Consider the following 23217-nt stretch of genomic DNA (forward strand, 5'->3'; position numbering starts at 1 on the left):
GCCAAACGCAAAACTGTCACGGAAATGTCACGACGAGTTTCTAAAGTTCCCTCTGCCCAGGGTCAGTCTTCTGCAAGGAGTCTGACCTGAAGAACTCTATTCACCCGTTTTTAAGGATATTTCATGAAATCCGTGATCAAGGTTTCCGCCGTCGGTCTGGCCGCCGCCCTGTCTTTCGGTTTTGCCCAGGCGCAGGACATCACCGGCGCTGGCGCTTCCTTCCCGGCTCCGCTGTACTCCAAGTGGGCGGCCGACTATGCCAAGGCTACCGGCTCCAAGGTGAACTACCAGTCCGTGGGCTCCGGCGCCGGCATGAAGCAGATCGAAGCCAAGACCGTGGACTTCGGCGCTTCCGACGAACCCCTGACCGACGCTGACCTGAAGGCCAAGGGCCTGGTGCAGTTCCCCACCGTGGTGGGCGGCGTGGTGCCGGTCCTGAACGTCAAGGGCGTGGCTCCTGGCGCGCTGGTGCTGGACGGCAAGACCCTGGGTGACATCTACCTGGGCAAGATCACCAAGTGGAACGATCCCGCCCTGAAGGCCCTGAACCCCTCCCTGGCCCTGCCCGACGCAGCCATCGCCGTGGTGCGCCGCGCTGATGGTTCCGGCACCAGCTTCAACTTCACCAACTACCTGAGCAAGGTCAACCCCGAGTGGAAGGCCAAGGTTGGCGAAGGCAAGGCCGTGAACTGGCCCGTGGGTACCGGTGGCAAGGGTAACGAAGGCGTTGCCGCTTTCGTGAGCCGTCTGCCCAACTCCATCGGCTACGTCGAGTACGCCTATGTGAAGCAGAACAAGATGACCTATGCGCGCATGAAGAACGCCGCCGGCGCCATCGTGGCTCCCAGCGACACCACCTTCAAGGCCGCTACTGCTGCTGCCAACTGGAAGTCTTCCTTCTTCCAGATCCTGACCAACCAGAACGGCAAGAACGCCTGGCCCATCACGGCTGCCACCTACATCATGATGCACACCAAGCAGGACAAGCCCGAGAAGGCTGCTGCTGCCCTGAAGTTCTTTGACTGGGCCTACAGCAACGGCGACGCCGCTGCCGGTTCCCTGGACTACGTGCCGATGCCAGCAGAAGTGAAGACGGTGATCCGCAAGTCCTGGTCCAACATCAAGGACGGCTCCGGCAAGGTCATCGCCGCCAAGTAATCGGCCTGATACCCGCCTGACCCAGAGCCCTGTCGCCACGGCGGCAGGGCTTTGTCGCGAATGGGGCTGTGGTGCCGGAATGACATTTGCACCACGATGACAAGACTGTGACAGGTGGAACACAGAACTGTCACATTGGTGTCACAAATGATTTTTACAGTTTGTCATGAACCGATCGGGGTTGGTGATTTCCCTGATTACAAGCACTCAAAAGGATCTAGAAATGCAGAACACTCGCAGGATTGCAATCGTTGGCATGGCCGCTGCCATGGCTTTTGGCCTGGCAGCTTGCGGCAAGAAGGACGAGGCCAAGCCGGCCGCTTCCGGTGCCGATGCACAACCCCAGGCACAAGCCAGCAGCAGCGGCATCACCGGCGCGGGCGCTTCCTTCCCGGCTCCGCTGTACTCCAAGTGGGCGGCTGAATATGCCAAGGCTTCCAACGTCAAGGTCAACTACCAGTCCGTGGGCTCCGGTGCCGGCATGAAGCAGATCGAAGCCAAGACGGTCGATTTCGGTGCTTCCGACGAGCCGCTGAAGGACGAGGACCTGAAGGCCAAGGGCCTGGTGCAGTTCCCCACCGTGGTGGGTGGCGTGGTGCCCGTGATCAACGTGGAAGGCATCGAGACCGGTTCCATGGTGCTGGACGGCACCACGCTGGCCAAGATCTACCTGGGTACCGTGACCAAGTGGAATGACCCCGCCATCAAGGCCCTGAACCCCGACCTGAAACTGCCTGACGCCGTGATCGCTCCGGTGCGTCGCGCTGACGGTTCCGGCACCAGCTTCAACTTCACCAACTACCTGAGCAAGGTCTCTCCCGAGTGGAAAGAGAAAGTGGGCGAGGGCAAGGCCGTGAACTGGCCGGTCGGTACCGGTGGCAAGGGTAACGAAGGCGTGGCCCAGTTCGTTGGCCGCCTGCCCAACTCCATCGGCTACGTCGAGTACGCCTATGTGAAGCAGAACAAGATGAACTACGTCAAGCTGAAGAACGCAGCCGGCAACGTGGTCAGCCCCGAAGAGAAGACCTTCAAGGCCGCTACCGCTGCTGCCGACTGGAAGGCCTCCTTCTACCAGATCCTGACCAACCAGGACGATGCTGACGCATGGCCGATCACTGCTGCCACCTTCATCATGATGCAGGCCAAGCAGGACAAGCCCGAGGCGGCAGCTGCTGCCCTGAAGTTCTTCGACTGGATGTACGCCAACGGCGACCAGATGGCTTCCGAGCTGGACTACGTGCCGATGCCGGCTGACGTCAAGGCCGTCATCACCGAGTCCTGGGCCAACATCCAGGACAACTCCGGCAAGGCCATTGCCTACAAGTAAGCCCCTGAGTTGATCGCAGGCAGTCCGGCCGGCACGCAGGGTCTGGTTTTCAGACCCGCTGCAGGGCCGGATTTGCCGCTATCAGCCGGATTTTTGGGATAGATAACCATGTCTTCCGTTGTTTCCTCTGCAGAGGCCATCATGCAAGAGCGCGAAAAGGCGGAGCGCACCACGCGACCGCCCAGCCCCAAGGTACAGCGCCACAAGGGTGCACTGGCCGACCTGTTCTTCGCCGGCGGCGCCAAGCTGGCCGTGATTGTCACGCTGAGCCTGTTGCTCGGCATCCTGGTTTCCCTCATCGTCGGTGCCTGGCCGGCGATCGAGAAGTTCGGTCCCGGCTTCCTGACGCGCAGCGCGTGGGACCCGGTGATGGAAGATTTCGGTGGTTGGGTGATGATCTACGGCACCCTGGCCACCTCGTTCATTGCCTTGCTGATCGCGGTTCCCGTCAGCTTCGGCATTGCGCTGTTCCTGACTGAAATGTCGCCCACCTGGCTCAAGCGCCCGCTGGGGACTGCCATCGAACTGCTGGCTGCCATTCCGTCCATCGTGTACGGCATGTGGGGCCTGATGGTGTTCGGCCCGATCCTGGCCGAGTACGTGCAGGCACCGCTGCAGGCGTCTCTGGGCGCCGTGCCCGGCCTGGACTTCCTGTTCAGCGGCCCGCCCGTCGGTATCGGTATCCTGCCCGCCGGCATCATCCTGGCCATCATGATCATCCCGTTCATCGCCTCCGTGATGCGCGACGTGTTCGAAGTGACGCCGGTGATGCTGAAGGAATCCGCCTATGGACTGGGTTCCACCACCTGGGAAGTGGTCTACAAGGTCGTGCTGCCGTATACCAAGGCAGGCGTGATCGGCGGCATCATGCTCGGTCTGGGTCGTGCCCTGGGTGAAACCATGGCCGTGACCTTCGTGATCGGCAACATGAACCAGCTGGCCTCGCTCAGCCTGTTCGAGCCCGCCAGCAGCATTACCGCCACGCTGGCCAACGAATTTGCCGAAGCCGGCGACGGCCTGCACCGCGCGTCCCTGATCTATCTGGGCCTGGTGCTGTTCTTCATCACCTTCGTGGTGCTGAGTTTCTCCAAGCTGCTGCTCAACCGTCTGCAGAAAAACGAAGGGAGCAAGACATGAGCGCCGTCCTGCCTCGCGCGGATTACCGCCAAGCCAAATTCGGCAAGCGCAAGATCGTCAACATCGTTGCGCTGAGCCTGTCCTTTGGAGCCATGCTGTTCGGCATCTTCTGGCTGTTCTGGATCCTGTTCGAAACCGTGCGCCTCGGCGTGGGCGGTTTGAGCCTGGCCGTGTTTACCGAAATGACGCCGGCCCCGAATGATCCGGGCGGTATCGCCAACGCGATCTGGGGTTCCGTGCTAATGGTGGCTGTCGCTACCCTGATCGGCACGCCGATCGGCGTGATGGCCGGCATCTACCTGGCCGAATACGACCGCAGCAGCTGGCTGGCCAACGTCACGCGTTTCGTGAACGACGTGCTGCTGTCCGCTCCGTCCATCGTGATCGGCATGTTCGTGTCGGTGGTGCTGGTGGTGCCGTTCGGCGGCTTCTCCGGTTGGGCCGGTGCGGTGGCACTGGCGCTGATCGTGATTCCGGTGGTGATCCGTACCACCGAGAACATGCTGAACCTGATTCCGGGTGGTCTGCGTGAAGCGGCCTATGCCCTGGGTACGCCCAAGTGGAAGGTGATCTACAGCATCACGCTGAAGGCTGCCATGGCTGGTGTGGTCACCGGTGTGCTGCTGGCGGTGGCGCGTATCGCCGGCGAAACGGCACCGCTGCTGTTCACGGCGCTGAACAACCAGTTCTGGACGAGCAACATGGGCGAGCCGATGGCCAGCCTGCCGACCATGATCTTCAAGTTCGCCATGAGCCCCTATGAAAACTGGCAGCAACTGGCATGGGTGGGCGTATTCGTCATCACCATGGCTGTGCTGGGCCTGAACATCCTGGCCCGTCTGCTGACCCGCAAGAAACACTGATTTGGAGATGCATCATGAGTGCAGTCATCACCCCCAACCCCAAGATTTCCGTCCGCAACCTGAACTTCTACTACGGCAAGTTCCATGCGCTGAAGAACATCAACCTGGACATCCCCGAGAAGCAGGTCACGGCCTTCATCGGCCCGTCCGGCTGCGGCAAGTCCACGCTGCTGCGCATCTTCAACCGCATGTATGAGCTGTACCCCGAGCAGCGTGCGGAAGGCACCATCACGCTCGACGGCGAAGACCTGCTGGACAAGAAGAAGGATGTGGCACTGATCCGCGCCAAGATCGGCATGGTGTTCCAGAAGCCGACGCCGTTCCCGATGTCCATCTACGACAACATCGCCTTCGGCGTGAAGCTGTTCGAGAACCTGAACAAGTCCGAAATGGACGACCGCGTGGAGTGGGCCCTCAAGAAGTCCGCCCTGTGGACGGAAGTGAAGGACAAGCTGAACCAGAGCGGCTCCAGCCTCTCCGGTGGCCAGCAGCAGCGTCTGTGCATCGCCCGCGGTATCGCCATCAAGCCCGAAGTGCTGCTGCTGGACGAGCCGTGCTCCGCGCTGGACCCGATCTCCACCTCCAAGATCGAGGAGCTGATCGCGGAACTGAAGAGCGAATACACGGTGGTGATCGTGACGCACAACATGCAGCAGGCAGCACGCTGCAGTGACAATACGGCGTACATGTACCTGGGCGACCTGATCGAATTCGGCAACACGAAGGAAATGTTCTTCAAGCCGAAGCGCCAGGAAACCGAGGACTACATTACCGGCCGCTTCGGTTGAGCCAAAACGAGAAGGAGACGCAGCGATGACCGAAAAACATCTATCCAGCCAGTTCGACGCCGAACTCAACAATGTGTCCGGCATGGTCATGGAAATGGGCGGGCTGGTCGAACAGCAGATGCGCCAGGCCGTCGAGGCCATGGTCGATTACAACGCCGAGGTGGCCATGAGCGTGCTCAAGGCCGAGCCGCAGGTCAACACCATGGAAATGGAGATCGACCACGAACTCACTTCCATCATCGGCCGTCGCCAGCCCACCGCGCGCGATCTGCGCCTGCTGATCGCCATCTCGCGTGCTACCGGCAACCTCGAGCGCGCCGGTGACGAGGCCGCCAAGATCGCCCGCATGGTGCAGGGCATCATCCAGAACGGTACGGCGCGTTCGCTGCCGTCTTCCGAGCTGCGTGTGGCGGCCAACCTGGCTTCCGACCTGCTGCGTCGCTCGCTGGATTCGTTCGCCCGCCTGGATTCGCGCATCGCGCTGGAAATCCTGCGTGCCGACAATCTGATCGACATCGAGTACGACGGTTTCATGCGCAAGCTGGTCACCTACATGATGGAAGATCCGCGCACGATTTCGCAAAGTCTGGACCTGATGTTCCTGGCCAAGTCGATCGAGCGCATTGGCGACCATGCCAAGAACATTGCCGAGTGCGTGATCTACATTGTCAAGGGACTCGACGTGCGCCACACGCCGCTGCAGGCGATCGAGTCCCAGCTGGGCTGATCGTTTGGGGAGCATTGAGAAAGCCATGAGATTGCAGCCAAGAATCCTGGTCGTCGAAGATGAGGCCTCCATTGCCGAGCTGATCGCCGTCAACCTGCGCCACAACGGTTACCAGATCACCTGGGCCACTGATGGCAAGGGCGCCCAGCGCGAACTCGACGAACACCTGCCTGACCTGATCCTGCTCGACTGGATGCTGCCTGGCGAGAGCGGTCTGCTGCTGGCCAAGCGCTGGCGTGCAGATCCGCGTACCAAGGGGGTGCCCATCATCATCCTGACCGCGCGTGGCGACGAAAACGACCGCGTGGCGGGTCTGGATGTGGGTGCGGATGACTACATTACCAAGCCGTTCTCCACCAAGGAGCTGCTGGCGCGCATCCGTGCGGTGCTGCGCCGCCGCGCTCCCGAACCGGAGAGCACGGTGCTGGAGCTGGGCAAGCTGTCGCTCGACACCGGCACCTACCGCGTGCATTATGATGACCAGCCCATCAAGCTGGGCCCGACCGAGTTCAAGCTGCTGCATTACCTCATGAAAAACGCCGAGCGCGTGCACAGCCGGGCGCAGTTGCTGGATCGTGTCTGGGGCGACCATGTGTTCATCGAGGAGCGCACCGTGGACGTCCACGTCAAGCGTCTGCGTGAATCCATGGGTGCAGCATCGTCCATGGTCGAGACAGTGCGTGGCGCAGGCTACCGCATCACTGCCCTGACGGACTCACCGGTGCGCTGAGCACCGTCTGCCAGCCACTGCCTTCGCATGTGCAGGGACTGGTACCATCGAAAGCCCTTGCCGATGAGTGCAAGGACTGTTTGCAGAAGGTCGCTGCGTGTCGCGGGCTCCATGCCCGGGCCCGCACGGCCTTCATTTCTTTTGTTGCCGGAGAATCCGGCGTCCTGAGCGGTTGTTGACATGAACTGGCGCATCACTTGGTTGGTCGTTTCCCACGTCATCGGGGTCGGATTGGGCTGGTGGCTGGCCTTTCGCCGTGGCGATCTGATGGGCGGGCTGATTGCCCTGTTCGTGATGGCGGCGGTGGCTGTCAGCTGGCTGGTGTGGGATAACTTCCTGGGCTACCGCGTGATGCGCTGGATGCGCCGCGGCATGCCTGACCCGCTGCCCTGGGCCCCCAACCTGTGGGGGGAAGTGGTGGAGGTCTCGCGCCGCAACCAGCGCCGCATGACGCGCAAGACGCAGGAAGCGGAAGAGAAGCTGCAGGTGTTTCTGGAGGCGCTGCAGGCCTCGCCCATCGGCGTGGTGCTGCTGGACGAGGTGGGCCGCATGGAGTGGTTCAACCTGGTGGCGTCCGAGCATTTCGGCTTCAACGGGCCTTCCGATTTCGGCCAGCACATCATCAACTTGGTGCGCGACCCGCAGTTCGTCAAGTACTGGGTGCAGCAGCAGACCGGCAATGGTGTGGTGATTCCCGGCCGCACGCATACGGCACAGCGCCCGGTGCGGCTGACCGTGCAGTTCTTCCCGTATGGCCAGGGCAAGCGCCTGCTGCTGTCGCGCGATGTGACGGCTGTGGAGCAGTCCGAGCGCATGCGCCGCGATTTCGTGGCCAACGTGTCGCACGAGATCCGCACGCCGCTGACGGTGCTTTCCGGCTTTGTCGAAACCATGCAGAGCCTGCCGCTCAGCGCCGAGGAAAACGGGCGCTATCTCGAACTGATGGCGCAGCAGGCGCACCGCATGCAGGGTCTGGTGCAGGATCTGCTGATGCTCTCCAGCCTGGAGGGCAGTCCCCATCCGGATCTGTCCGAGCGCGTGGACATGGCATCGCTGATACGGCAGTGCGTGGACGATGCCTCCGCGCTGTCGGAAGTGCTGGCGGTGGATGCTGGCGAACCGGCGCACCGGATCCGTGCGGAAATCCTGGCGCCGGATGCCCAGCTGGCAGGCAGCCGGGCCGAGGTGCAGAGCGCCATCAGCAACCTGCTCAGCAATGCCGTGCGCTACACGCCGTTTGGTGGCGAGGTGGTGGCCAGCCTGCGCCTGCTGCCGGACGGTGGCATGCAGGTGGCCGTGCGCGACAGCGGGCCAGGCATTGCGCGCGAGCATCTGCCGCGTGTGACCGAGCGCTTCTATCGCGTTGATCGCAGCCGCTCCCGCGAAACAGGGGGAACGGGTCTGGGGCTGGCTATTGTCAAGCACATTGCGCAGCGCCATGGTGCCCAGCTGATCATCGACAGCGAGATCGGTTGCGGCTCGACATTTGCACTGGATTTCCCCGAGCAGCGGACCTACGATCCGGATGCGCCCAACGCCGTTCAGCGCCCCCAGGAGAGCGAATCTGCCCCGGTGGCGGCGCCTGACGTTCCTCTCTGAGGGAAGGCTGCCGGGGGCAGCGCGTCAATCCGCTTGTTCGGCCTTGGCCACGCGCCGCAGCAGCAACAGGAACACGGCAGCCACCAGTCCCATGGCCAGGGCACTCATGCCCCAGAAAGCCTGCGGGCCGGCCCAGCCACGTGCCAGCGGCAGATGGCCGTAGGCCAGCAGATAGCCGACGCCGATGCCGATGCCCCACAGCAGCACGGTGTAGATTGCCGTGGGTGCGGTGACCACGTGGTAGCAGCGCAGCAGGAACAGGGCCATGACCTGCATCGCATCGGCCAGATGGTAGAGCGCAACCAGCAGCAGCAGGCTGGCAGCCAGGCCGGCCACTGACGCCTGTTGCACGTACAGGCGCGCCAGCGGTTCACGCAGCAGCGCCAGCAGCAGGGCAGCCAGCGCGGCACTGGTGGCGGCAACCAGCAGGCCGCTGCGCAGGGCCTGTACGGCGTTGTCGGGCTGGCGTGCGCCGCGCCAGTAGCTCACGCGTGCGCTGGTGGCGATGGCCAGCGAAAGCGGCCACATGAACAGGACAGCGGCGAGGTTGCTGGCAATCTGCTGGGCGGCCGCTGCCGTGGTGCCCATGGGCGCGACCAGCAGCGACATCATGGTGAAGGCCGTGACCTCGACCCAGATGGCAATGCTGCTGGGCAGGCCGAGATGCACGAAGCTGCGCAATTCGGCCCAATCCGGGCGCTCGATGCGTTGCCAGACCTGATACGGGCGGTAGGAACGATCGCGCCGCAGCAGCAGGCCCATGAGCGCCAGCAGGACGACATGGGTGATGAAGGTGGCGAGGGCGCAACCGGGCAGGCCCATGGCGGGCACGCCCAGTCCGCCAAAGGTGAACCAGATCGAGAGGGGGATTTTCAGCAGCAGGCCGCCGGCCTGCAGGCCGGTGACCCACTGGGGCCGGCCAATGCTCTGGCTGAAGGTGTTGAAGACGCGGGCCAGCAGCGCCAGTGGCAGCGTCAGTGCCTGGATGGCGAGGTAATCGCTCACGACCGGCTGGAGGGCGGCAGGTACTCCTACCAGCCGCATGATGGGACCGCCCTGCAGCAGCACGGCCATGCCCAGCACCGCGCAGACTGCCGTGACATGGAGTGACTGGCGCACGCTGTAACCCAGACGCAGTGGCTTGCCGGCGCCGTGCAGCTGCGCCCAGATCGGCAGCAGGGCCTGCACGAAGCCTTGCAGGCCCACGTAGATGCTGATGTAGATGGCAGTGCCGACCGACAGGGCCGCCAGTGCTTCGGGGGCGAAACGGCCGGCGACGAGGGTGTCGGTGATGGCGAAGGCCATCACCGCCAGCTGCCCCACCCAGATGGTGGCCGCATGGCTTCCGATGGCACGCAGGTCGAACAGGCGGAGGAACATGCGGTACGGCTGCCTGCCCCGTCAGCGCTGGACGCGGGCGAAAACGTGGAGAGATTCGCGCGGATCGGTGGGGCGTCCGACCACGTCCTGCAGCGACCACTGTGTCATGTCGTACACGTGCGGCAGGATGGGCACCGAGGCCACATCGGCCACCAGCCAGTCGCATTGCGCAGCAGCATCGCGGTCGCGCGTGAGCGTGGCCGTGCTGTAGTAGCGCAGGGCGCTGATCTGGGCATCATCCAGTCCGTAGATGGCGGTGCAGCCGGTGTGGGTGGGCTTGGAGCTGAGCAGGGTGGCGATTTCCGTGCCCACGAAGGCGTAGCTGCGTGCGTGGTTGATGGCGGGCATCCACAGCGAGGTGAGCAGCACCCAGCTCAGGGTCACGCCACCGGCCGGCAGGATCATGCTTTTCCAGATGGCGGGGCGCAGGCGCTTGGTGCGCCAGCGCACCAGGAAAATCCAGCCCAGCGTGGCGAACAGGCCGAGCAGGAATTGCGGCCAGTCGAACGGGGGCAGGTAGCCGTGCAGCTGCTTGTCGATCTGGCGCAGGGCGGTAGCCGGTGCGCCGACATGCATGGCGATCCACATGAACCACAGATAGCCCGCTGCCAGCGTGAAGAAGATCAGCGTGAACCAGTCGATGAAGGCGCTGGCGCTGCGGCGGAAGGTGGGCAGGGCAAAGGCGGCCAGGGCGGCAAAGGCGGGGAAGCCGAGCAGCAGCGTGGTTTCCGGACGCTCGCCAACCCAGCCGCCGGCGCTGCAGATCAGGCCGAGGCCAAGCGGCAGGGCGATATGGCGGTCAGGCCTGCCCTGGCGCCAGTGGGTGCGCCAGCGCCAGAGCGTCCAGAGAATCATGGGCCACACCGGCCAAGTGAACCACAGGTGCATGCGGATCAGGTTGCGCCATTCGATCCAGCGCGCGGGCATGCGCTCGATGCGCCAGCGCCAGAGATCCAGCCCGGTGGCAAGCAGCGCACAGACGACCGTCAGCAGCACCAGTCCCAGCAGCCAGCGCCGGCGACGCCGTTGCAGGGCGGCACTGGCATCGGGATCGGTCTCGTAGCCGTCGCTTTCGTGCAGCGCGCTCCAGTCGCGCTGGCCGGTGGCCAGTACCAGAATGCCGAGCAGGCCGAACAGGATGGCCAGGGAGGGCGCGCCGGACAGGGTGAGGCCCACCAGCCCCAGCGTGCCCAGCAGGGCAGGCATCCAGTAACGATAGGCCAGGGCGGCCATGGCGTACAGCGTCAGCGCGGAGAAGCAGAGCTGGGCCAGTGCCGGGCTGACTTCGTGGCTGGGCTGAGCCAGGCCCAGACAGGCGAGAAAGGCCAACAGACCCCCGTCGGCAATGGCACGGGCGTAGTCCGTGGGGCGGGCCTCGCCGCCAAAGGCGAAGCTGACCGGCTGGGCCTGCGGACTGCGCGCCAGGTAATAGATGCCGTACCAGATCGCAAGCAGGGTGAGCACCAGCAGACCGGCGAAGACCACGCGCACCGAGAAGAAGGGGGAGCCGCCCGAAGGCGTGAGCTGGATTGCCCAGGCGCCCAGCCAGTAGGGCAGCAGGGCATCGAAGTGGGCCGATTCGCCCAGCAGGCCGGGCGCCCACCAGCTGGTCTGCCCGCGGGCCAGTTCGAGCATGTAGCCGAAACTGGTCAGATCCACCCGTTTCCAGGGATCGCGCCAAAGAAAACCGGCCAGCACGTAGATGGCGCAGAACAGCAGCAAGCCCCAGCGTGGCAGTCTGCGCACGCCGTCCTGGGAGACGATGGCGGGGGTGGGAGCGTTCACGTGATGGTGCTGCGTGGTGGTGAGCCGTGGGGCTTTTGCTGAGAGTGTAACGGGGACCGGACGACAGCTTGACGCTGCAATGGCAAATGATTGCAAAACCGGAACCCGACAACGAAAAAAGCAGCCCGCAGGCTGCTTTCTCGACTGGCGCGAAGTGGATTACTTCTTGCCGTAGCGGTTGCGGAAGCGCTCCACGCGGCCGCCCATGTTGTCCACGGACTTCTGGGTACCGGTATAGAAGGGGTGCGATTCGCTGGAAGTGTCCAGCTTGAACAGCGGCAGCTCGCGGCCGTCGTCCAGCTTGATGGTTTCGCGCGTGTTCACGCAGGAACGGGTGATGATCTGGTAGCCGTTGGACAGGTCAACGAAGCAGACTTCACGGTAGTTGGGGTGGATGCCTTCTTTCATGGGAATTCCTTGTGTCGTTGCGGTAGCCGTGCCAGCCCGTCTGACATACTTTCCGCGAACTAATCTGGCATTATCCCATGAGGCAACACTTTATGTAAAGCCCCGTGATGCGAACCGGCTGATTCTGGGAAAATACGGTTGATCTGTCACTGCCCTGCGACGCTGCGGGGGTGGCATCCTGTTTCATTACTGCATCACCAACAAAGGAACTCAGCATGGGTCAAGCCATCCGCATCGGCATCGCCGGCCACGGCAACCTGGGCCGCGGCGTCGAAGCCGCCATCGCCCGCAACCCCGACATGGAACTGGTCGGCATCTACACGCGCCGCCCGCCCGAGCAGGTGCAGCCGGTTACGGCCGGCGCTGCGGTGTTCGGCATGGACGCACTGGCGCAGCACGCCGACCGCATCGACGTGCTGATCCTGTGCGGCGGCTCCAAGGAAGACCTGCCGCAGCAGGGTCCGGAACTGGCTGCGCTGTTCAACACGGTGGACAGCTTCGACACGCATGCGCGCATTCCCGAGTACTTCGCTGCCGTGGACGCGCCGGCGCGCGCCAACGGCAAGACGGCGCTGATTTCCGCCGGCTGGGATCCGGGCATGTTCTCGATCAACCGCGTGATCGGCGAAGCGCTGCTGCCCGAGGGCGCCACCTACACCTTCTGGGGCAAGGGCCTGAGCCAGGGACATTCGGATGCGATCCGTCGTGTGCCGGGTGTGGCGGGTGGTGTGCAATACACGCTGCCGGTGGAAGAGGCGGTGGAGCGCGTGCGCAGCGGCGAGCGCCCCGAGCTGACCACGCGCGAGAAGCACCGTCGTGACTGCTACGTGGTGCTGAAGGAAGGTGCCGATGCCGAAGCCGTGCGCGAGGCCATCGTGACCATGCCGCACTACTTTGACGAATACGACACCACGGTCAACTTCATCAGCGCCGAGGAGCTGCGCCGCGATCACGCGGCCATGCCGCATGGCGGCTTCGTGATCCGCAGCGGCAACACCTCGGTCGAGAATGCCCAGGTGATCGAGTACGGCCTGAAGCTGGGCAGCAACCCCGAGTTCACCTCCAGCGTGCTGGTGGCCTATGCGCGTGCCGTGCATCGCATGCACCAGCAGGGCGACGTGGGTGCCAAGACGGTGTTCGATGTGGCGCCGGGCCTGCTGTCGCCCAAGAGCGCAGAGCAGCTGCGCGCCGAACAGCTGTAAGCTTGCGGGGGCACGCCAGTGCCCCTTGACCAGCACAGAGGGGCCCCATGGGCCCCTGTTTTTTTTGGAGATGAGCATGATCTGTCCCGCCGATGTGATTGATTTCTGGTTCCGCGAGACCGCGCCACGCCAGTGGTGGACCAAGGACGAAGGGTTCGATGCCACCGTGCGCGAGCGCTTTGCTGCGCTGCATGCTGCAGCGGCGCAGGGCGAGCTGTTTGCCTGGCGCACGACGGCGGAGGGCCGGCTGGCCGAGATCATCGTGCTGGACCAGTTCTCGCGCAATCTGCACCGGGACGATGCCGGCGCGTTTGCGCAGGACGCCATGGCGCTGGTGCTCGCGCAGGAGGCCGTGGCCCAGGGGGTGGATCAGCAATTGCCGGTGATGCAGCGGCATTTTCTCTACATGCCGTACATGCACAGCGAATCGGCGCTGATCCAGGTGGAGGCAGAAAAACTGTTCCGGGAGCTGGGGCTGGAGGAAACCTACGCCATTGCGCTGCGGCACAAGGAGATCGTGGACCGCTTTGGGCGCTATCCGCATCGCAATGCGATGCTGGGGCGGATGTCGACGGCGGAGGAGATCGACTTTCTGCGGCAGCCGGGTTCGAGTTTCTGATCGCTCCCCCACAAACACAAAGACCCGCCGAGGCGGGTCTTGTGTCGTGTGCCGATGGCGTGGGAGGCTTAGCCGCCCTTGCGCATCATGTCGAAGAACTCGTGGTTGTTCTTGGTCTGCTTCATGCTCTTGAGCACCAGTTCCATCGCCTCGATTTCGTCCATGTTGTACATGAACTGGCGCAGGATGCGGGTCTTTTGCAGGATCTCGGGCGGCAGCAGCAGTTCCTCGCGGCGGGTGCCGCTGCGGTTGAGCTGGATGGCCGGGAAGATGCGCTTTTCGTACAGGCGGCGGTCCAGGTGGATTTCGCTGTTGCCGGTACCCTTGAACTCCTCGAAGATCACCTCATCCATGCGGCTGCCGGTATCGATCAGCGCGGTGGCGATGATGGTCAGCGAGCCGCCTTCCTCGATCTTGCGTGCGGCACCAAAGAAGCGCTTGGGGCGTTGCAGCGCATTGGCATCGACACCGCCGGACAGCACCTTGCCGGAGGAGGGCACGACGTTGTTGTAGGCGCGGGCCAGGCGCGTGATGGAATCCAGCAGGATCACCACGTCTTTCTTGAGCTCGACCAGACGCTTGGCGCGTTCGATCACCATCTCGGCTACGTGCACGTGGCGGGTGGCGGGCTCGTCGAAGGTGGAGGCAATAATCTCGCCCTTGACGGAGCGCTGCATCTCGGTCACTTCCTCGGGGCGCTCGTCCACCAGCAGCACCATCAGGTGCACGTCCGGGTGGTTGGCGGTGATGGAGTGGGCGATGCTCTGCATCATCATGGTCTTGCCGCTCTTGGGCGGGGCCACGATCAGGGCGCGCTGGCCGCGGCCGATGGGGGCGATGATGTCGATCACGCGGCCGGTGATGTTCTCCTCGCTCTTGATGTCGCGCTCGAGCTTCATCTGCTGCGTGGGGAACAGCGGCGTGAGGTTCTCGAACATCACCTTGTGCTTGTTCGCCTCGGGCGGCAGGCCGTTGATCTTGTCCAGCTTGTTCAGGGCAAAGTAGCGCTCACCGTCCTTGGGCGTGCGCACTTCGCCCTCGACCATGTCGCCGGTGTGCAGGTTGAAGCGGCGCACCTGGCTGGGGCTGATGTAGATGTCGTCGGTGCTGGCGGTGTAGCTGCTGTCCGGGTTGCGCAGGAAACCGAAGCCGTCGGGCAGGATTTCCAGCACGCCGTCGGCAAACACCTGTTCGCCGGCGCGGGCGCGCTTCTTGATGATGGCGGACATCAGCTCCTGCTTGCGCATGCGGCCGGTGTTCTCGATCTCGAGTTCTTCGGCCTGTTTCAGCACTTCGGAGACGTGCAGCGCCTTGAGTTCGTTCAGATGCATGATGGGATTCCGGATGGAATGGGGGTCAGGGACGGGCGGCGGCCAAGCGGTGCGGCGATCCGTGCAGCAAGGCAGTCAGCCTGTAGGCGGGAGAGTCTTTTCTGGAAGGAAAAAAGCCGTTTCAGCAGGAGAGGGCTGTTTGTCTTGACAGCCGATGCTGGGCGACGCCGATTGCCGGCGCACAACGGAAAATGTTTGAAGCGATTATAGACAGAATTGCGGCGCCGTCTTGCAACCAGTGGTTTTCAGGGCTGCAGAAAAGGTCTGCAGCCGGGACGGCGCCTTGCCTGTGCAGGCAAGGCCGCGGCAGGTGCCGCGGCGACGGGGATCAGGCCAGTTGCTGGTCGATGAACGCAGCCAGCTGGGCCTTGCCCAGGGCGCCGACCTTGGTGGCGACCAGTTCGCCGCCCTTGAACAGCATCAGCGTGGGGATGCCGCGGATGCCGAACTGGGCCGGCACGGCACGGTTCTCGTCGACGTTCATCTTGGCGATCTGCACCTTGCCCTGGTAGGCCGGGGCCAGTTCGTCCAGGATGGGGGCGATCATCTTGCAGGGACCGCACCACTCGGCCCAGAAGTCCACCAGCACGGGGGTGGCGGATTTCAGCACGTCGGCGTCGAAAGAGGCATCGGTGATGTGTTTGATCAGGTCGCTGGCCATGGATCTTCCTTGAGGTTTGTTTGATTGTCGGTGGATTGCGGAAGCAGACGCACCCGCAGCCGCGCAGTCACGCGGCCTGTGTGTTTATTCTGACATAAAGCGAACGCATTTGCCGCAGCCCCGGAGGGCATGGTGGCTATGCGATCATCTGGGGCATGAATCCGGTGACCGTTTCTCCTGTGTGGCAGCGCCTGCTGCAGCAAGTGGCGCAGCAGCTGGCCTCCTGCGGCGCAGACCCCAGCCGCAGTGTGGTGTTGCTGCCGTATGCGCAGCTTCTGCCCGTGGCGCGGCAGCAATGGGCCTTGCTGCCGGGGGCTGGATTGCTGCCCCGTTTCGAGACCACATCGAACTGGGCGGCGCGGCGTGGCCCCTTCCTGCCGGGGCCGGATGACCTGACTGCGGATGCGGCACAGGGCCTGCTCACGGCCGAGCGCCTGCTGAAAGGTGCAGGACAGCGGCGCGAGGCTGGCTGGCTGGCCGGACGGGTGCGTGAAGCCGCCTTGCAGCTGATGCCGCTGGCGGTGGCGCAGGCGCCCGATCAGCGTCCTGCGTGGTGGCAGCAATTGCTCCCGCAGCTGATGGGCACCCTGGGAGCCGAGGCCCTGCGCTACGAAACCCTGGTGGCGCAAGTGGCGCTGGCCTGGGCGGGCAGCTCCGACTACGCCACGGATGGGCTGTATGCGGCACTGGATGATGGCGAGATCGAGGCGCTGGTGCTGGTGCGCGGCTTTCAGCGCGACGCCCTGGCGGAAGCGCTGTTTGCGCGCTGGCAGGCCCTGCGCCCGGATGCTGCCTGGAGTCTGGATTTGCCCGCGCAGTGGCAAGAGGCCGTGGGGGCAGACGGTGCCGCAGGGACACCGATCCACCTGCATGTGGCACGTGATCTGGAAGATCAGGCTGCTGTGGCCGCCGCCAGCGTGCAGCAGGAAGTGGAGCACGGGCAGGGGCTGGTGGCACTGGTGGACAGTGACCGCGCACTGACACGCCGCATTCGCGCGTTGCTGGAAGCACAGGGCCTGACGGTGCGGGACGAGACCGGCTGGAAGCTGTCGACCACCCGGGCGGCCAGCCATGTGATGGGGCTGCTGCGCGCCTGTGCACCTCAGGCGGACAGCGATACGGTGCTGGAGTGGCTGAAGCTGGCCGAGACGGTGCCGGCAGCGCCGGATGCGGAGGGCCATCCTGTTCCCTCTTTCCGTGTGCAGGCGGCGGAAGCCTGGCTGCGCAAGCAGGGAACCGCGGGCTGGCCGGCTCTGACGGCCTGGAAACGCTGGGATGACGGCGCAGCAGGCTGGGTGCAGACGGTGGAGCAGTGGCGCCAGGCGTTGCAGGCGCCGCGTCCCTTGCGGCAGTGGCTGGCCGATCTGGTCCTGACGCTGGAACATGCCGGACAGCTGGGCTGGCTGCAGGCAGATCCTGCCGGCCAGGCCCTGTTGCAGGCGCTGCATGCGCAGCCGGGGGCTGCCGAGCTGGCCGCCGGGGAGGAGCGCTGGAGTCTGGAAGAACTCACGCGCTGGGTGCAGGATGTGCTGGAAGCGGGCAGCTTCAAGCCGCCGTATCCGCTGCAGGAGCAGGTGGTGATTCTGCCGCTGAGCCAGTTGCTGGCGCGTTCCTTCGCGGCGGTGGTGATTCCGGGCTGCGACGAGACGCGGCTGCCGGCCTCGCCCGAACCGGCTGGCGACTGGACGGTGGCGCAACGCGAGCTGCTGCACCTGCCGCTGCGCACGGAACTGCAGCAGGCACAGCGGGCCGCGTGGGAGCACGCCTTGCAGCTGCCGTCGGTCACCCTGCTCAGCTGTCTTGGCGATGGCAGCGGCGAAACCCTGCTGCCCAGCCCCCTGTTGCTGGAGGTCTGGCATCTGGCCGGCGAGGGGACGCATCGGCCCATGCGCGGGGGCGAGGAGTTGCGCGTGCCGCGCGCCGTGGAGGAGCGTCCGGTGCGTCCGCCGAAGGTGGTTGGCAGCGCGCTGACCCTGTCGGAAATCTCTGCCAGCGCGTATGACACCTTGCGTGCATGTCCCTACCAGTTCTTCGGCCAGCAGCAGCTGAGGCTGCGCGAAGTGGCGGAGCTGGACCGGGCGCTGGAAAAGCGCGATTTCGGCAACTGGCTGCATGCCGTGCTGGCGCTGTTCCACACCCGCTGGAAACAGCTGGACGTGGAAGATCCGGGGCTGGACCAGCTGGTGCAGTGGATGGACCAGGCTGCCCAGGAAGCGCTGGCGTCGGAAGGGCTGGACGAGGTGGATTTCGTGCCCTACCAGTCGGTCTGGCCGCGTCTGCGGGATGGCTACCTGCGCTGGCTGCAGCAGGAGCATGCGGCTTCGCAGGCCCGCTTCGAAGTGGCAGAGCAATGGCGCGAGCGTTCCCTGCGCGAGGTGTTTGTGGCGCTGGAGGCAGACCTGCCAGCCGATCCGGAGCGCGCCCCGCTGAGCGGGGAGCAGATCCCCGAAGTGATGCTGCGCGGCTGTCTCGATCGCATGGACCGCCTGGTGCTGCCGCCGGATGACGATGGTGCTGCACCGCAATGGCGGCTGCTGGATTACAAATCGGAGTCTCCCGCCAAGACCGCCGAACGCATCAGGCAACCCGATGAAGACACCCAGCTGGCGTTCTACGCCACGCTGCTGGCACCGGAGCCGGTCGAGGTGGCCTACGTGAACGTGGGCGAAGACGGAGAGACGAAGCTGTATGCGCACAAGGAGGTGCATGCCCTGACCACGCAACTGGTGCACGGCATGGCGCTGGATCTGCGGGACATCGCGGCGGGCACGCCGCTGGAAGCCCTGGGCCGGGGCGCGCGTTGCGGCTATTGCGCCATGCGCGGCCTGTGCCGCCGGGATTTCTGGGAAGAGGAGAAGAAGGCATGACGCGCCCCTTGCACGACGCCTACACCGCCGATGGCCGCACCGTGCCTTCGGAGGCTTTCTATGCCATTGCCTGCGATCCGGCCCGCCATGTGGTGGTGGAAGCCTGCGCCGGTGCGGGCAAGACCTGGATGCTGGTCAGCCGCGTGCTGCGAGCCCTGTTGGCGGGAGCAGAGCCGCAGCAGATTCTGGCGATCACCTTCACCAAGAAGGCCGCCGCCGAAATGCGGCAGCGCCTGAACCAGTGGCTGGCCGAGTTTGCCGACATGCCGCTCGACAAGCTGGTGCCGGAGCTCACGCAGCGCGGCATGACGCCGGAGCAGGCCAAGGCCGAAGCCCCCGCCCTGCAGGCGCTGTATCTGCGTCTGCTGCAGCACGGCCGCAGCGTGCAGATCCGCACCTTCCACAGCTGGTTTGCCGCCTTGCTGCGCGCCGCGCCGCTGCAGTTGCTGCAGCAACTCGGCCTGCCGAGCCAGTACGAACTGCTGGAAGATGACCAGCGTGCCGTGGCCGAAGTGTGGCGCCCGTTCCACCAGGCCTTGCTGGAGGATCCGTCCGCCATGGCCGACTACCAGGCGCTGGTGATGCGCAACGGCCGCAGCAATACGCTCAAGGCGCTGGTGTCGGCGCTGTCCAAGCGGGTGGAGTTCGTGCTGGCGGATCAGCAGGGCGTGGTGGAGGCTTCCGTGCCGGACTTTCGCAGTCTGGTTCCCGAGCTGGGCGAATGCGCCACCCCCGCAGCCGCACTCGATGGCGAGGCGGCCAGCCAGCGCTGGCATGCGCGCTCCAGCCTGCTCAGCCAGGAAAAGAACAAGACCCCGCGCGCTGCCGCAGAGAAGGTGGTGGAGGCCTTCCTGCAGCCGGATCTGGAGCAGCGCCTGCAGCAACTGCGTGCCGCCTTCTTCGTGAAGGACGCCGACCGCCTGACGCAGCATCTGACCAAGTTCGACGCAGCGCAGGATGCGGCAGCGGAGCTGGAGCGCCTGTGCCTGGCGCAGGCCCAGCACGAATCCTGGCTCTACCAGCAGCGCATGGCGCGGCTGACGCGCGTGCTGTTGCGCTGCTATGCCGAGGTCAAGCGCAGCCATGGCTGGGTCGACATGAACGACATCGAACAGACCGCCCGGTTGCTGCTGCAGGATGAGCTGCTGAGCGGCTGGATTCAGGAGCGGCTGGATGCGCAACTGCGCCATCTGCTGGTGGACGAATTCCAGGACACCAACCCGATGCAGTGGCAGGCGCTGCATGCCTGGCTGTCGGGCTATACCGGTGCGGCCACGGCACCCAGCGTGTTCATCGTGGGCGATCCCAAGCAGAGCATCTACCGATTCCGGCGCGCCGATCCGCAGGTGTTCCGCGCCGCCAAGGAGTTTGTGCGGACCGGTCTGGGCGGTGCAGAGCTGAGCTGCGACCATACGCGGCGCAACAGCCAGCCAGTGATCGATGCGGTCAATGCGGTGATGCTGGCGGCACAACAGGAAGGGCGCTATCAGGACTTCCGTGCCCATACGACGGCTTCCGACGTTCCGGGTTGCGTGCTGGCGCTGCCGCAGATTGCGCGCCCGGAAAAGCCGCAGGAGGACGGACCGCGCACGCGACGCAACAGCCTGACCACGCCCAAGGTGGAGGAAGAGGAAGAGCTCAAGCAGCGGGAGTGCCGCCAGGCCGCCAGCTGGCTGCAGCGTTGCGTGCAGGCGGGCACGGCACCGGAAGACATTCTGGTGATCGCACGCACCAATGACCGCATCGCCACCATGCAATGGGCGCTGGCGCAGGTGGGGCTGCCCGCACACAAGGCCGATAAGATGCGTCTGGCCGAGGCGCCGGAAGTGCAGGATGTGGTTGCGCTGGTGGACGCCCTGATTTCGCCGCGCCACGATGTGTCGCTGGCGCGTGCGCTGAAATCGCCGATCTTCGGGCTGGACGATGCGGGGCTGGTGCAGATTGCGCTGGGTGTGCGTGCCATGGCCACGGCGGTGGCGGGCGGCGACGGTGTGCGCGTCAGCTGGCTGGACTGGCTGCTGGAGCAGTCCGGGGATTCGCCCTGGCAGGCACTGGCGGGCACGCTGCGCCGCTGGCAGGGCTGGTTGCAGCAGCGCCTCCCGCACGATGCACTGGATGCGATCTACCGAGATGGCGACCTGCTGGCGCGCTACCGCGCCTGTACGCCGGCGAGCCAGCGCGCCAGCGTGATCGAGCGTTTGCAGGCCCTGCCGGGGCACACGCTGGCGCTCGATGGCGGGCGCTACGCCAATGCCTACCACTGGGTGCGTGCCCTGCGCGGTTCCGACCCGACCCCGGCCCCCCAGGCCGGCGGCAAGGGCATCCGGCTGCTGACCATCCATGGTGCCAAGGGCCTGGAGGCCGGACTGGTGCTGTTGCTGGACACCGATGCCGCCAAGGGGCGCGCCCGCACCATGGACGTGCTGGTGCGCTGGCCGGGCGAGGCGCCGCATCCGGACAGCCTGGTGTTCATCGAGAAGGCCAGCGCTCCGCCGCCTTCGGCGCGCCTGTTGCTGGCAGAAGAGCAGCAGGCCGAGGAGCGTGAAGAGGCCAATGCGCTGTACGTGGCCATGACGCGCGCGGCGCAGGTACTGGCGTTCTCCAGTGCCGAACCGCGATCCGGCCAACCGGCGAGCTGGTGGCAGCAATGGACGGGACAGGCGCAGCCCGACATGCTGGAGGCCGATGCGCAGGGCAACGTGGGATTGCCGTCTGCCGGCTGGCCCGGGATCGGCAAGAAGGAGGTGGCCAAGGAAGCACCTTGCGGGCAGAAAGGCGAGACGAATCCCTGGCCGGTTCCGGCGCGTGGCGCAGACTTGCTCGAACTGGCTCCGCTGGCGGCCCATGCCAGCCGGGGCGCGGCAACTACCCAGCTGCTGGCGCGAGATCCCCAGTTGCAGTTGCAGGGACGGATGGGGGAAGCCATGCACAAGGCGCTGGAATGGTATCGCCCGCACGCTGGTGCTGCCGAACTGGTGCGTCAGCAGCAGGCACTGCAGCAGCTGTACGGGCTCGACCAGACACAAGGGGATACGGTGCTGCAGCAGGCGCGTGCCATCGTGCAGGGAGAGGCCGGCTGGGCCTGGGATGCCGACCAGCTCGACTGGGAGGCGAACGAGGTCGATATTGCCTCTGATGGCAAGGTGCTGCGTCTGGACCGGCTGGTTCGCCGCAAGGCGGAGGGTGAACGGCCCGCCTGCTGGTGGGTGCTGGATTTCAAATCCTCACTGGCGCCGGAGCAACAGCAGGGCTTGCGTGGGCAACTGGAAGACTACCGACAGGCGGTGGGGCAACTGCATGCCGGAGAGCCGGTGCAGGCAGCATTCCTGACCGCGGAAGGGCGGCTGGTGGTGCTGTGATCGTGACGCGTGGGAGTGGGGCTTTCGAGCCCTTGATCTTGATGGGTATTCTTGTGAATCAAGGGCTGAGTGAATGAGGGTGACGAGCCTTGACCCCGGCACTGGCTACACAGTTAGGGCTGCTTGGTTCCCCACCTGACCCGGTTGGCCGCTTCACCATGCGGGAAGGCCCGTCGACCGCCATTGTAGCCGATGCAGCCTGATTCCCCGGGCAAAGGGTATCCGCATGTACGAATCAGTGGGAGGCGCGGCGGATCTGCAGGGCTTCGGGGTTGACCAGATTGGCAGGATTGCCCTGGATGAAGCTCAGGATGCTGTCGAAGGCCTGGCTGAAATACAGCTCGTAGCTTTCCTGTTCGACGTAGCCGATATGCGGCGTGCACAGGCAGTTCTCCAGGCGCAACAAGGCCTGGCCCTGCATCACGGGCTCGTTGTCGAACACGTCGATGGCCGCCATGCCGGGGCGGCCACGATTCAGCGCGGTGATCAGGCTGTCAGGCTGCAGCAGTTCGGCGCGTGCGGTGTTGATCAGCGTTGCCGTGGACTTCATGCGCAGAAGGTCTTCCAGTCGCACGATGCCACGTGTTTCCGGAACCAGACGCAAATGCAGGCTGAGGAAGTCGCTGTCGCTGAACAGCTGTTCCTTGCTCAGGGCGGGGGTGTAGCCGGCACTGGCTGCGGCGTTGCGCGACGCATCGCTGCCCCAGACCAGCACCTGCATCCCGAAAGCCTTGCCATAGCCGGCGACGAGCTGCCCGATCTTGCCGAAGCCCCAGATGCCCAGTGTCTTGCCGCGCAGGACCGTGCCAATGCCGAAATTGGGTGGCATGGAGGCCGCCTTCATGCCCGACTGCTGCCACACCCCATGCCGCAGATTGGCCATGTACTGGGGAAGGCGTCGCGCGGCCGCCAGAAGCAGTGCCCAGGTCAGTTCCGCAGCAGCATAGGGCGAGCCGGTACCGGCAGCCACGGCAATGCCGAGATCGGTACAGGCCTGCACGTCCAGATGGTCCCCCAGCCGGCCGGTCTGCACGATCAGCTTGAGGCGGGGAAGCTTTTCCAGCAGTGCGCGAGACAGGCTGGTGCGCTCACGGATCAACACAATGATGTCGGCATCCTTCAGCCGGACGGACAACTGCCCGATGCCCTTGACGGTATTGGTGTACACCTTGGCGTGCAGGGCATCGAGTTTGCTGGCGCAGGCGAGCTTGCGCACAGCGTCCTGATAGTCGTCCAGAATCACTATGTTCATGCGCGCAATTGTGCACCGGCGCGC

Annotated in this window: 18 protein-coding genes and 1 other RNA gene; 12 read left to right on the top strand and 7 right to left on the bottom strand. The window is 64.8% G+C overall.

Features of this window, described 5'->3' with window-relative positions; genetic code table 11:
* Positions 1-123: 123 nt before the first annotated feature.
* The 8 genes from pstS (BMW28_RS06745) (at position 124) to phoR (ending at position 8329) form a co-directional block, all read left to right on the top strand.
* Positions 124-1158, top strand: coding sequence for a phosphate ABC transporter substrate-binding protein PstS (gene pstS / locus BMW28_RS06745; RefSeq protein ID WP_091815737.1), 1035 nt, complete (start codon positions 124-126; stop codon positions 1156-1158).
* Between the two features lie 268 nt (positions 1159-1426).
* Positions 1427-2485: a phosphate ABC transporter substrate-binding protein PstS gene (gene pstS / locus BMW28_RS06750; protein WP_407640944.1), complete on the top strand. Its 1059-nt coding sequence runs from the start codon at positions 1427-1429 to the stop codon at positions 2483-2485.
* A 108-nt stretch (positions 2486-2593) separates the two neighbouring features.
* Positions 2594-3622, top strand: a complete 1029-nt coding sequence (pstC, locus tag BMW28_RS06755) for a phosphate ABC transporter permease subunit PstC (RefSeq protein ID WP_234970052.1) — start codon at positions 2594-2596, stop codon at positions 3620-3622.
* Complete coding sequence (pstA, locus tag BMW28_RS06760; RefSeq protein WP_091815744.1) at positions 3619-4485, top strand: phosphate ABC transporter permease PstA; 867 nt, start codon at positions 3619-3621, stop codon at positions 4483-4485. The genes pstC and pstA overlap by 4 nt, the downstream gene beginning before the upstream one ends.
* 14 nt (positions 4486-4499) lie before the next feature.
* Positions 4500-5273, top strand: coding sequence for a phosphate ABC transporter ATP-binding protein PstB (pstB, locus tag BMW28_RS06765; RefSeq protein ID WP_091815745.1), 774 nt, complete (start codon positions 4500-4502; stop codon positions 5271-5273).
* Between the two features lie 25 nt (positions 5274-5298).
* On the top strand, positions 5299-6000 hold the full coding sequence (phoU, locus tag BMW28_RS06770) for a phosphate signaling complex protein PhoU (protein ID WP_091815748.1): 702 nt from the start codon (positions 5299-5301) through the stop codon (positions 5998-6000).
* A gap of 25 nt (positions 6001-6025) precedes the next feature.
* Entirely contained in the window at positions 6026-6730 is a 705-nt protein-coding gene (gene phoB, locus BMW28_RS06775; protein WP_091815751.1) for a phosphate regulon transcriptional regulator PhoB, read from the top strand.
* Positions 6731-6910: 180 nt separating this feature from the next.
* Positions 6911-8329, top strand: a complete 1419-nt coding sequence (gene phoR / locus BMW28_RS06780; protein ID WP_091815753.1) for a phosphate regulon sensor histidine kinase PhoR — start codon at positions 6911-6913, stop codon at positions 8327-8329.
* Positions 8330-8353: 24 nt separating this feature from the next.
* On the opposite strand, the gene BMW28_RS06785 is transcribed toward phoR, so the two are convergent.
* The 3 genes from BMW28_RS06785 to BMW28_RS06795 all read right to left on the bottom strand — a co-directional run bounded on the left by BMW28_RS06785 (position 8354) and on the right by BMW28_RS06795 (position 11902).
* Entirely contained in the window at positions 8354-9709 is a 1356-nt protein-coding gene (locus tag BMW28_RS06785; RefSeq protein WP_091815755.1) for an MATE family efflux transporter, read from the bottom strand.
* A gap of 21 nt (positions 9710-9730) precedes the next feature.
* A complete protein-coding gene (locus BMW28_RS06790; RefSeq protein WP_091815758.1) occupies positions 9731-11494 on the bottom strand; it encodes a hypothetical protein in 1764 nt (587 codons plus the stop codon).
* A 159-nt stretch (positions 11495-11653) separates the two neighbouring features.
* The gene (locus BMW28_RS06795; protein ID WP_091815761.1) at positions 11654-11902 is read right to left on the bottom strand and encodes a type B 50S ribosomal protein L31; all 249 of its coding nucleotides are present in this window, start codon (positions 11900-11902) and stop codon (positions 11654-11656) included.
* A gap of 215 nt (positions 11903-12117) precedes the next feature.
* On the opposite strand from BMW28_RS06795, the gene BMW28_RS06800 reads away from it, so the two are divergent.
* Both BMW28_RS06800 and BMW28_RS06805 read left to right on the top strand, forming a co-directional pair.
* Complete coding sequence (locus BMW28_RS06800) at positions 12118-13104, top strand: diaminopimelate dehydrogenase (RefSeq protein WP_091815762.1); 987 nt, start codon at positions 12118-12120, stop codon at positions 13102-13104.
* Between the two features lie 76 nt (positions 13105-13180).
* Positions 13181-13723, top strand: a complete 543-nt coding sequence (locus tag BMW28_RS06805; RefSeq protein ID WP_091816170.1) for a DUF924 family protein — start codon at positions 13181-13183, stop codon at positions 13721-13723.
* Positions 13724-13791: 68 nt separating this feature from the next.
* Here the strand turns inward: BMW28_RS06805 and rho are convergent, their stop codons facing one another.
* Together rho and trxA are read right to left on the bottom strand one after the other, a co-directional pair.
* Complete coding sequence (gene rho, locus BMW28_RS06810) at positions 13792-15054, bottom strand: transcription termination factor Rho (protein ID WP_091815764.1); 1263 nt, start codon at positions 15052-15054, stop codon at positions 13792-13794.
* 328 nt (positions 15055-15382) lie between these two features.
* On the bottom strand, positions 15383-15715 hold the full coding sequence (gene trxA / locus BMW28_RS06815) for a thioredoxin TrxA (protein ID WP_091815766.1): 333 nt from the start codon (positions 15713-15715) through the stop codon (positions 15383-15385).
* 155 nt (positions 15716-15870) lie between these two features.
* Here trxA and BMW28_RS06820 point away from each other — a divergent pair, with 155 nt between their 5' ends.
* Both BMW28_RS06820 and BMW28_RS06825 read left to right on the top strand, forming a co-directional pair.
* Positions 15871-18582 (top strand): PD-(D/E)XK nuclease family protein, encoded by a 2712-nt coding sequence (locus BMW28_RS06820; protein ID WP_091815768.1) that lies wholly within the window; start codon positions 15871-15873, stop codon positions 18580-18582.
* Positions 18579-21941 carry a UvrD-helicase domain-containing protein gene (locus BMW28_RS06825; RefSeq protein ID WP_091815770.1) on the top strand — a complete coding sequence of 1121 codons (3363 nt, stop codon included), beginning with the start codon at positions 18579-18581 and terminating at the stop codon, positions 21939-21941. The genes BMW28_RS06820 and BMW28_RS06825 overlap by 4 nt, the downstream gene beginning before the upstream one ends.
* Before the next feature lie 78 nt (positions 21942-22019).
* Here BMW28_RS06825 and ffs read toward each other — a convergent pair.
* Positions 22020-22116, bottom strand: an RNA gene (gene ffs / locus BMW28_RS06830) — signal recognition particle sRNA small type.
* A 60-nt stretch (positions 22117-22176) separates the two neighbouring features.
* Complete coding sequence (locus BMW28_RS06835) at positions 22177-23193, bottom strand: D-2-hydroxyacid dehydrogenase family protein (protein WP_091815772.1); 1017 nt, start codon at positions 23191-23193, stop codon at positions 22177-22179.
* Between the last annotated feature and the right edge of the window lie 24 nt (positions 23194-23217).

It is taken from the genome of Allobrachymonas denitrificans DSM 15123 (genome assembly GCF_900110225.1).
Taxonomy (GTDB): domain Bacteria; phylum Pseudomonadota; class Gammaproteobacteria; order Burkholderiales; family Burkholderiaceae_C; genus Brachymonas; species Brachymonas denitrificans.

Excerpts from the sequence above, each read along its gene's own strand:
- pstS (WP_091815737.1), top strand. The coding sequence starts at position 124 with ATGAAATCCGTGATCAAGGTTTCCGCCGTCGGTCTGGCCGCCGCCCTG.
- pstS (WP_407640944.1), top strand. The coding sequence starts at position 1,427 with ATGGCTTTTGGCCTGGCAGCTTGCGGCAAGAAGGACGAGGCCAAGCCG.
- pstC (WP_234970052.1), top strand. The coding sequence starts at position 2,594 with ATGTCTTCCGTTGTTTCCTCTGCAGAGGCCATCATGCAAGAGCGCGAA.
- pstA (WP_091815744.1), top strand. The coding sequence starts at position 3,619 with ATGAGCGCCGTCCTGCCTCGCGCGGATTACCGCCAAGCCAAATTCGGC.
- pstB (WP_091815745.1), top strand. The coding sequence starts at position 4,500 with ATGAGTGCAGTCATCACCCCCAACCCCAAGATTTCCGTCCGCAACCTG.
- phoU (WP_091815748.1), top strand. The coding sequence starts at position 5,299 with ATGACCGAAAAACATCTATCCAGCCAGTTCGACGCCGAACTCAACAAT.
- phoB (WP_091815751.1), top strand. The coding sequence starts at position 6,026 with ATGAGATTGCAGCCAAGAATCCTGGTCGTCGAAGATGAGGCCTCCATT.
- phoR (WP_091815753.1), top strand. The coding sequence starts at position 6,911 with ATGAACTGGCGCATCACTTGGTTGGTCGTTTCCCACGTCATCGGGGTC.
- BMW28_RS06785 (WP_091815755.1), bottom strand. The coding sequence starts at position 9,709 with ATGTTCCTCCGCCTGTTCGACCTGCGTGCCATCGGAAGCCATGCGGCC.
- BMW28_RS06795 (WP_091815761.1), bottom strand. The coding sequence starts at position 11,902 with ATGAAAGAAGGCATCCACCCCAACTACCGTGAAGTCTGCTTCGTTGAC.
- BMW28_RS06800 (WP_091815762.1), top strand. The coding sequence starts at position 12,118 with ATGGGTCAAGCCATCCGCATCGGCATCGCCGGCCACGGCAACCTGGGC.
- BMW28_RS06805 (WP_091816170.1), top strand. The coding sequence starts at position 13,181 with ATGATCTGTCCCGCCGATGTGATTGATTTCTGGTTCCGCGAGACCGCG.
- rho (WP_091815764.1), bottom strand. The coding sequence starts at position 15,054 with ATGCATCTGAACGAACTCAAGGCGCTGCACGTCTCCGAAGTGCTGAAA.
- trxA (WP_091815766.1), bottom strand. The coding sequence starts at position 15,715 with ATGGCCAGCGACCTGATCAAACACATCACCGATGCCTCTTTCGACGCC.
- BMW28_RS06820 (WP_091815768.1), top strand. The coding sequence starts at position 15,871 with ATGAATCCGGTGACCGTTTCTCCTGTGTGGCAGCGCCTGCTGCAGCAA.
- BMW28_RS06825 (WP_091815770.1), top strand. The coding sequence starts at position 18,579 with ATGACGCGCCCCTTGCACGACGCCTACACCGCCGATGGCCGCACCGTG.
- BMW28_RS06835 (WP_091815772.1), bottom strand. The coding sequence starts at position 23,193 with ATGAACATAGTGATTCTGGACGACTATCAGGACGCTGTGCGCAAGCTC.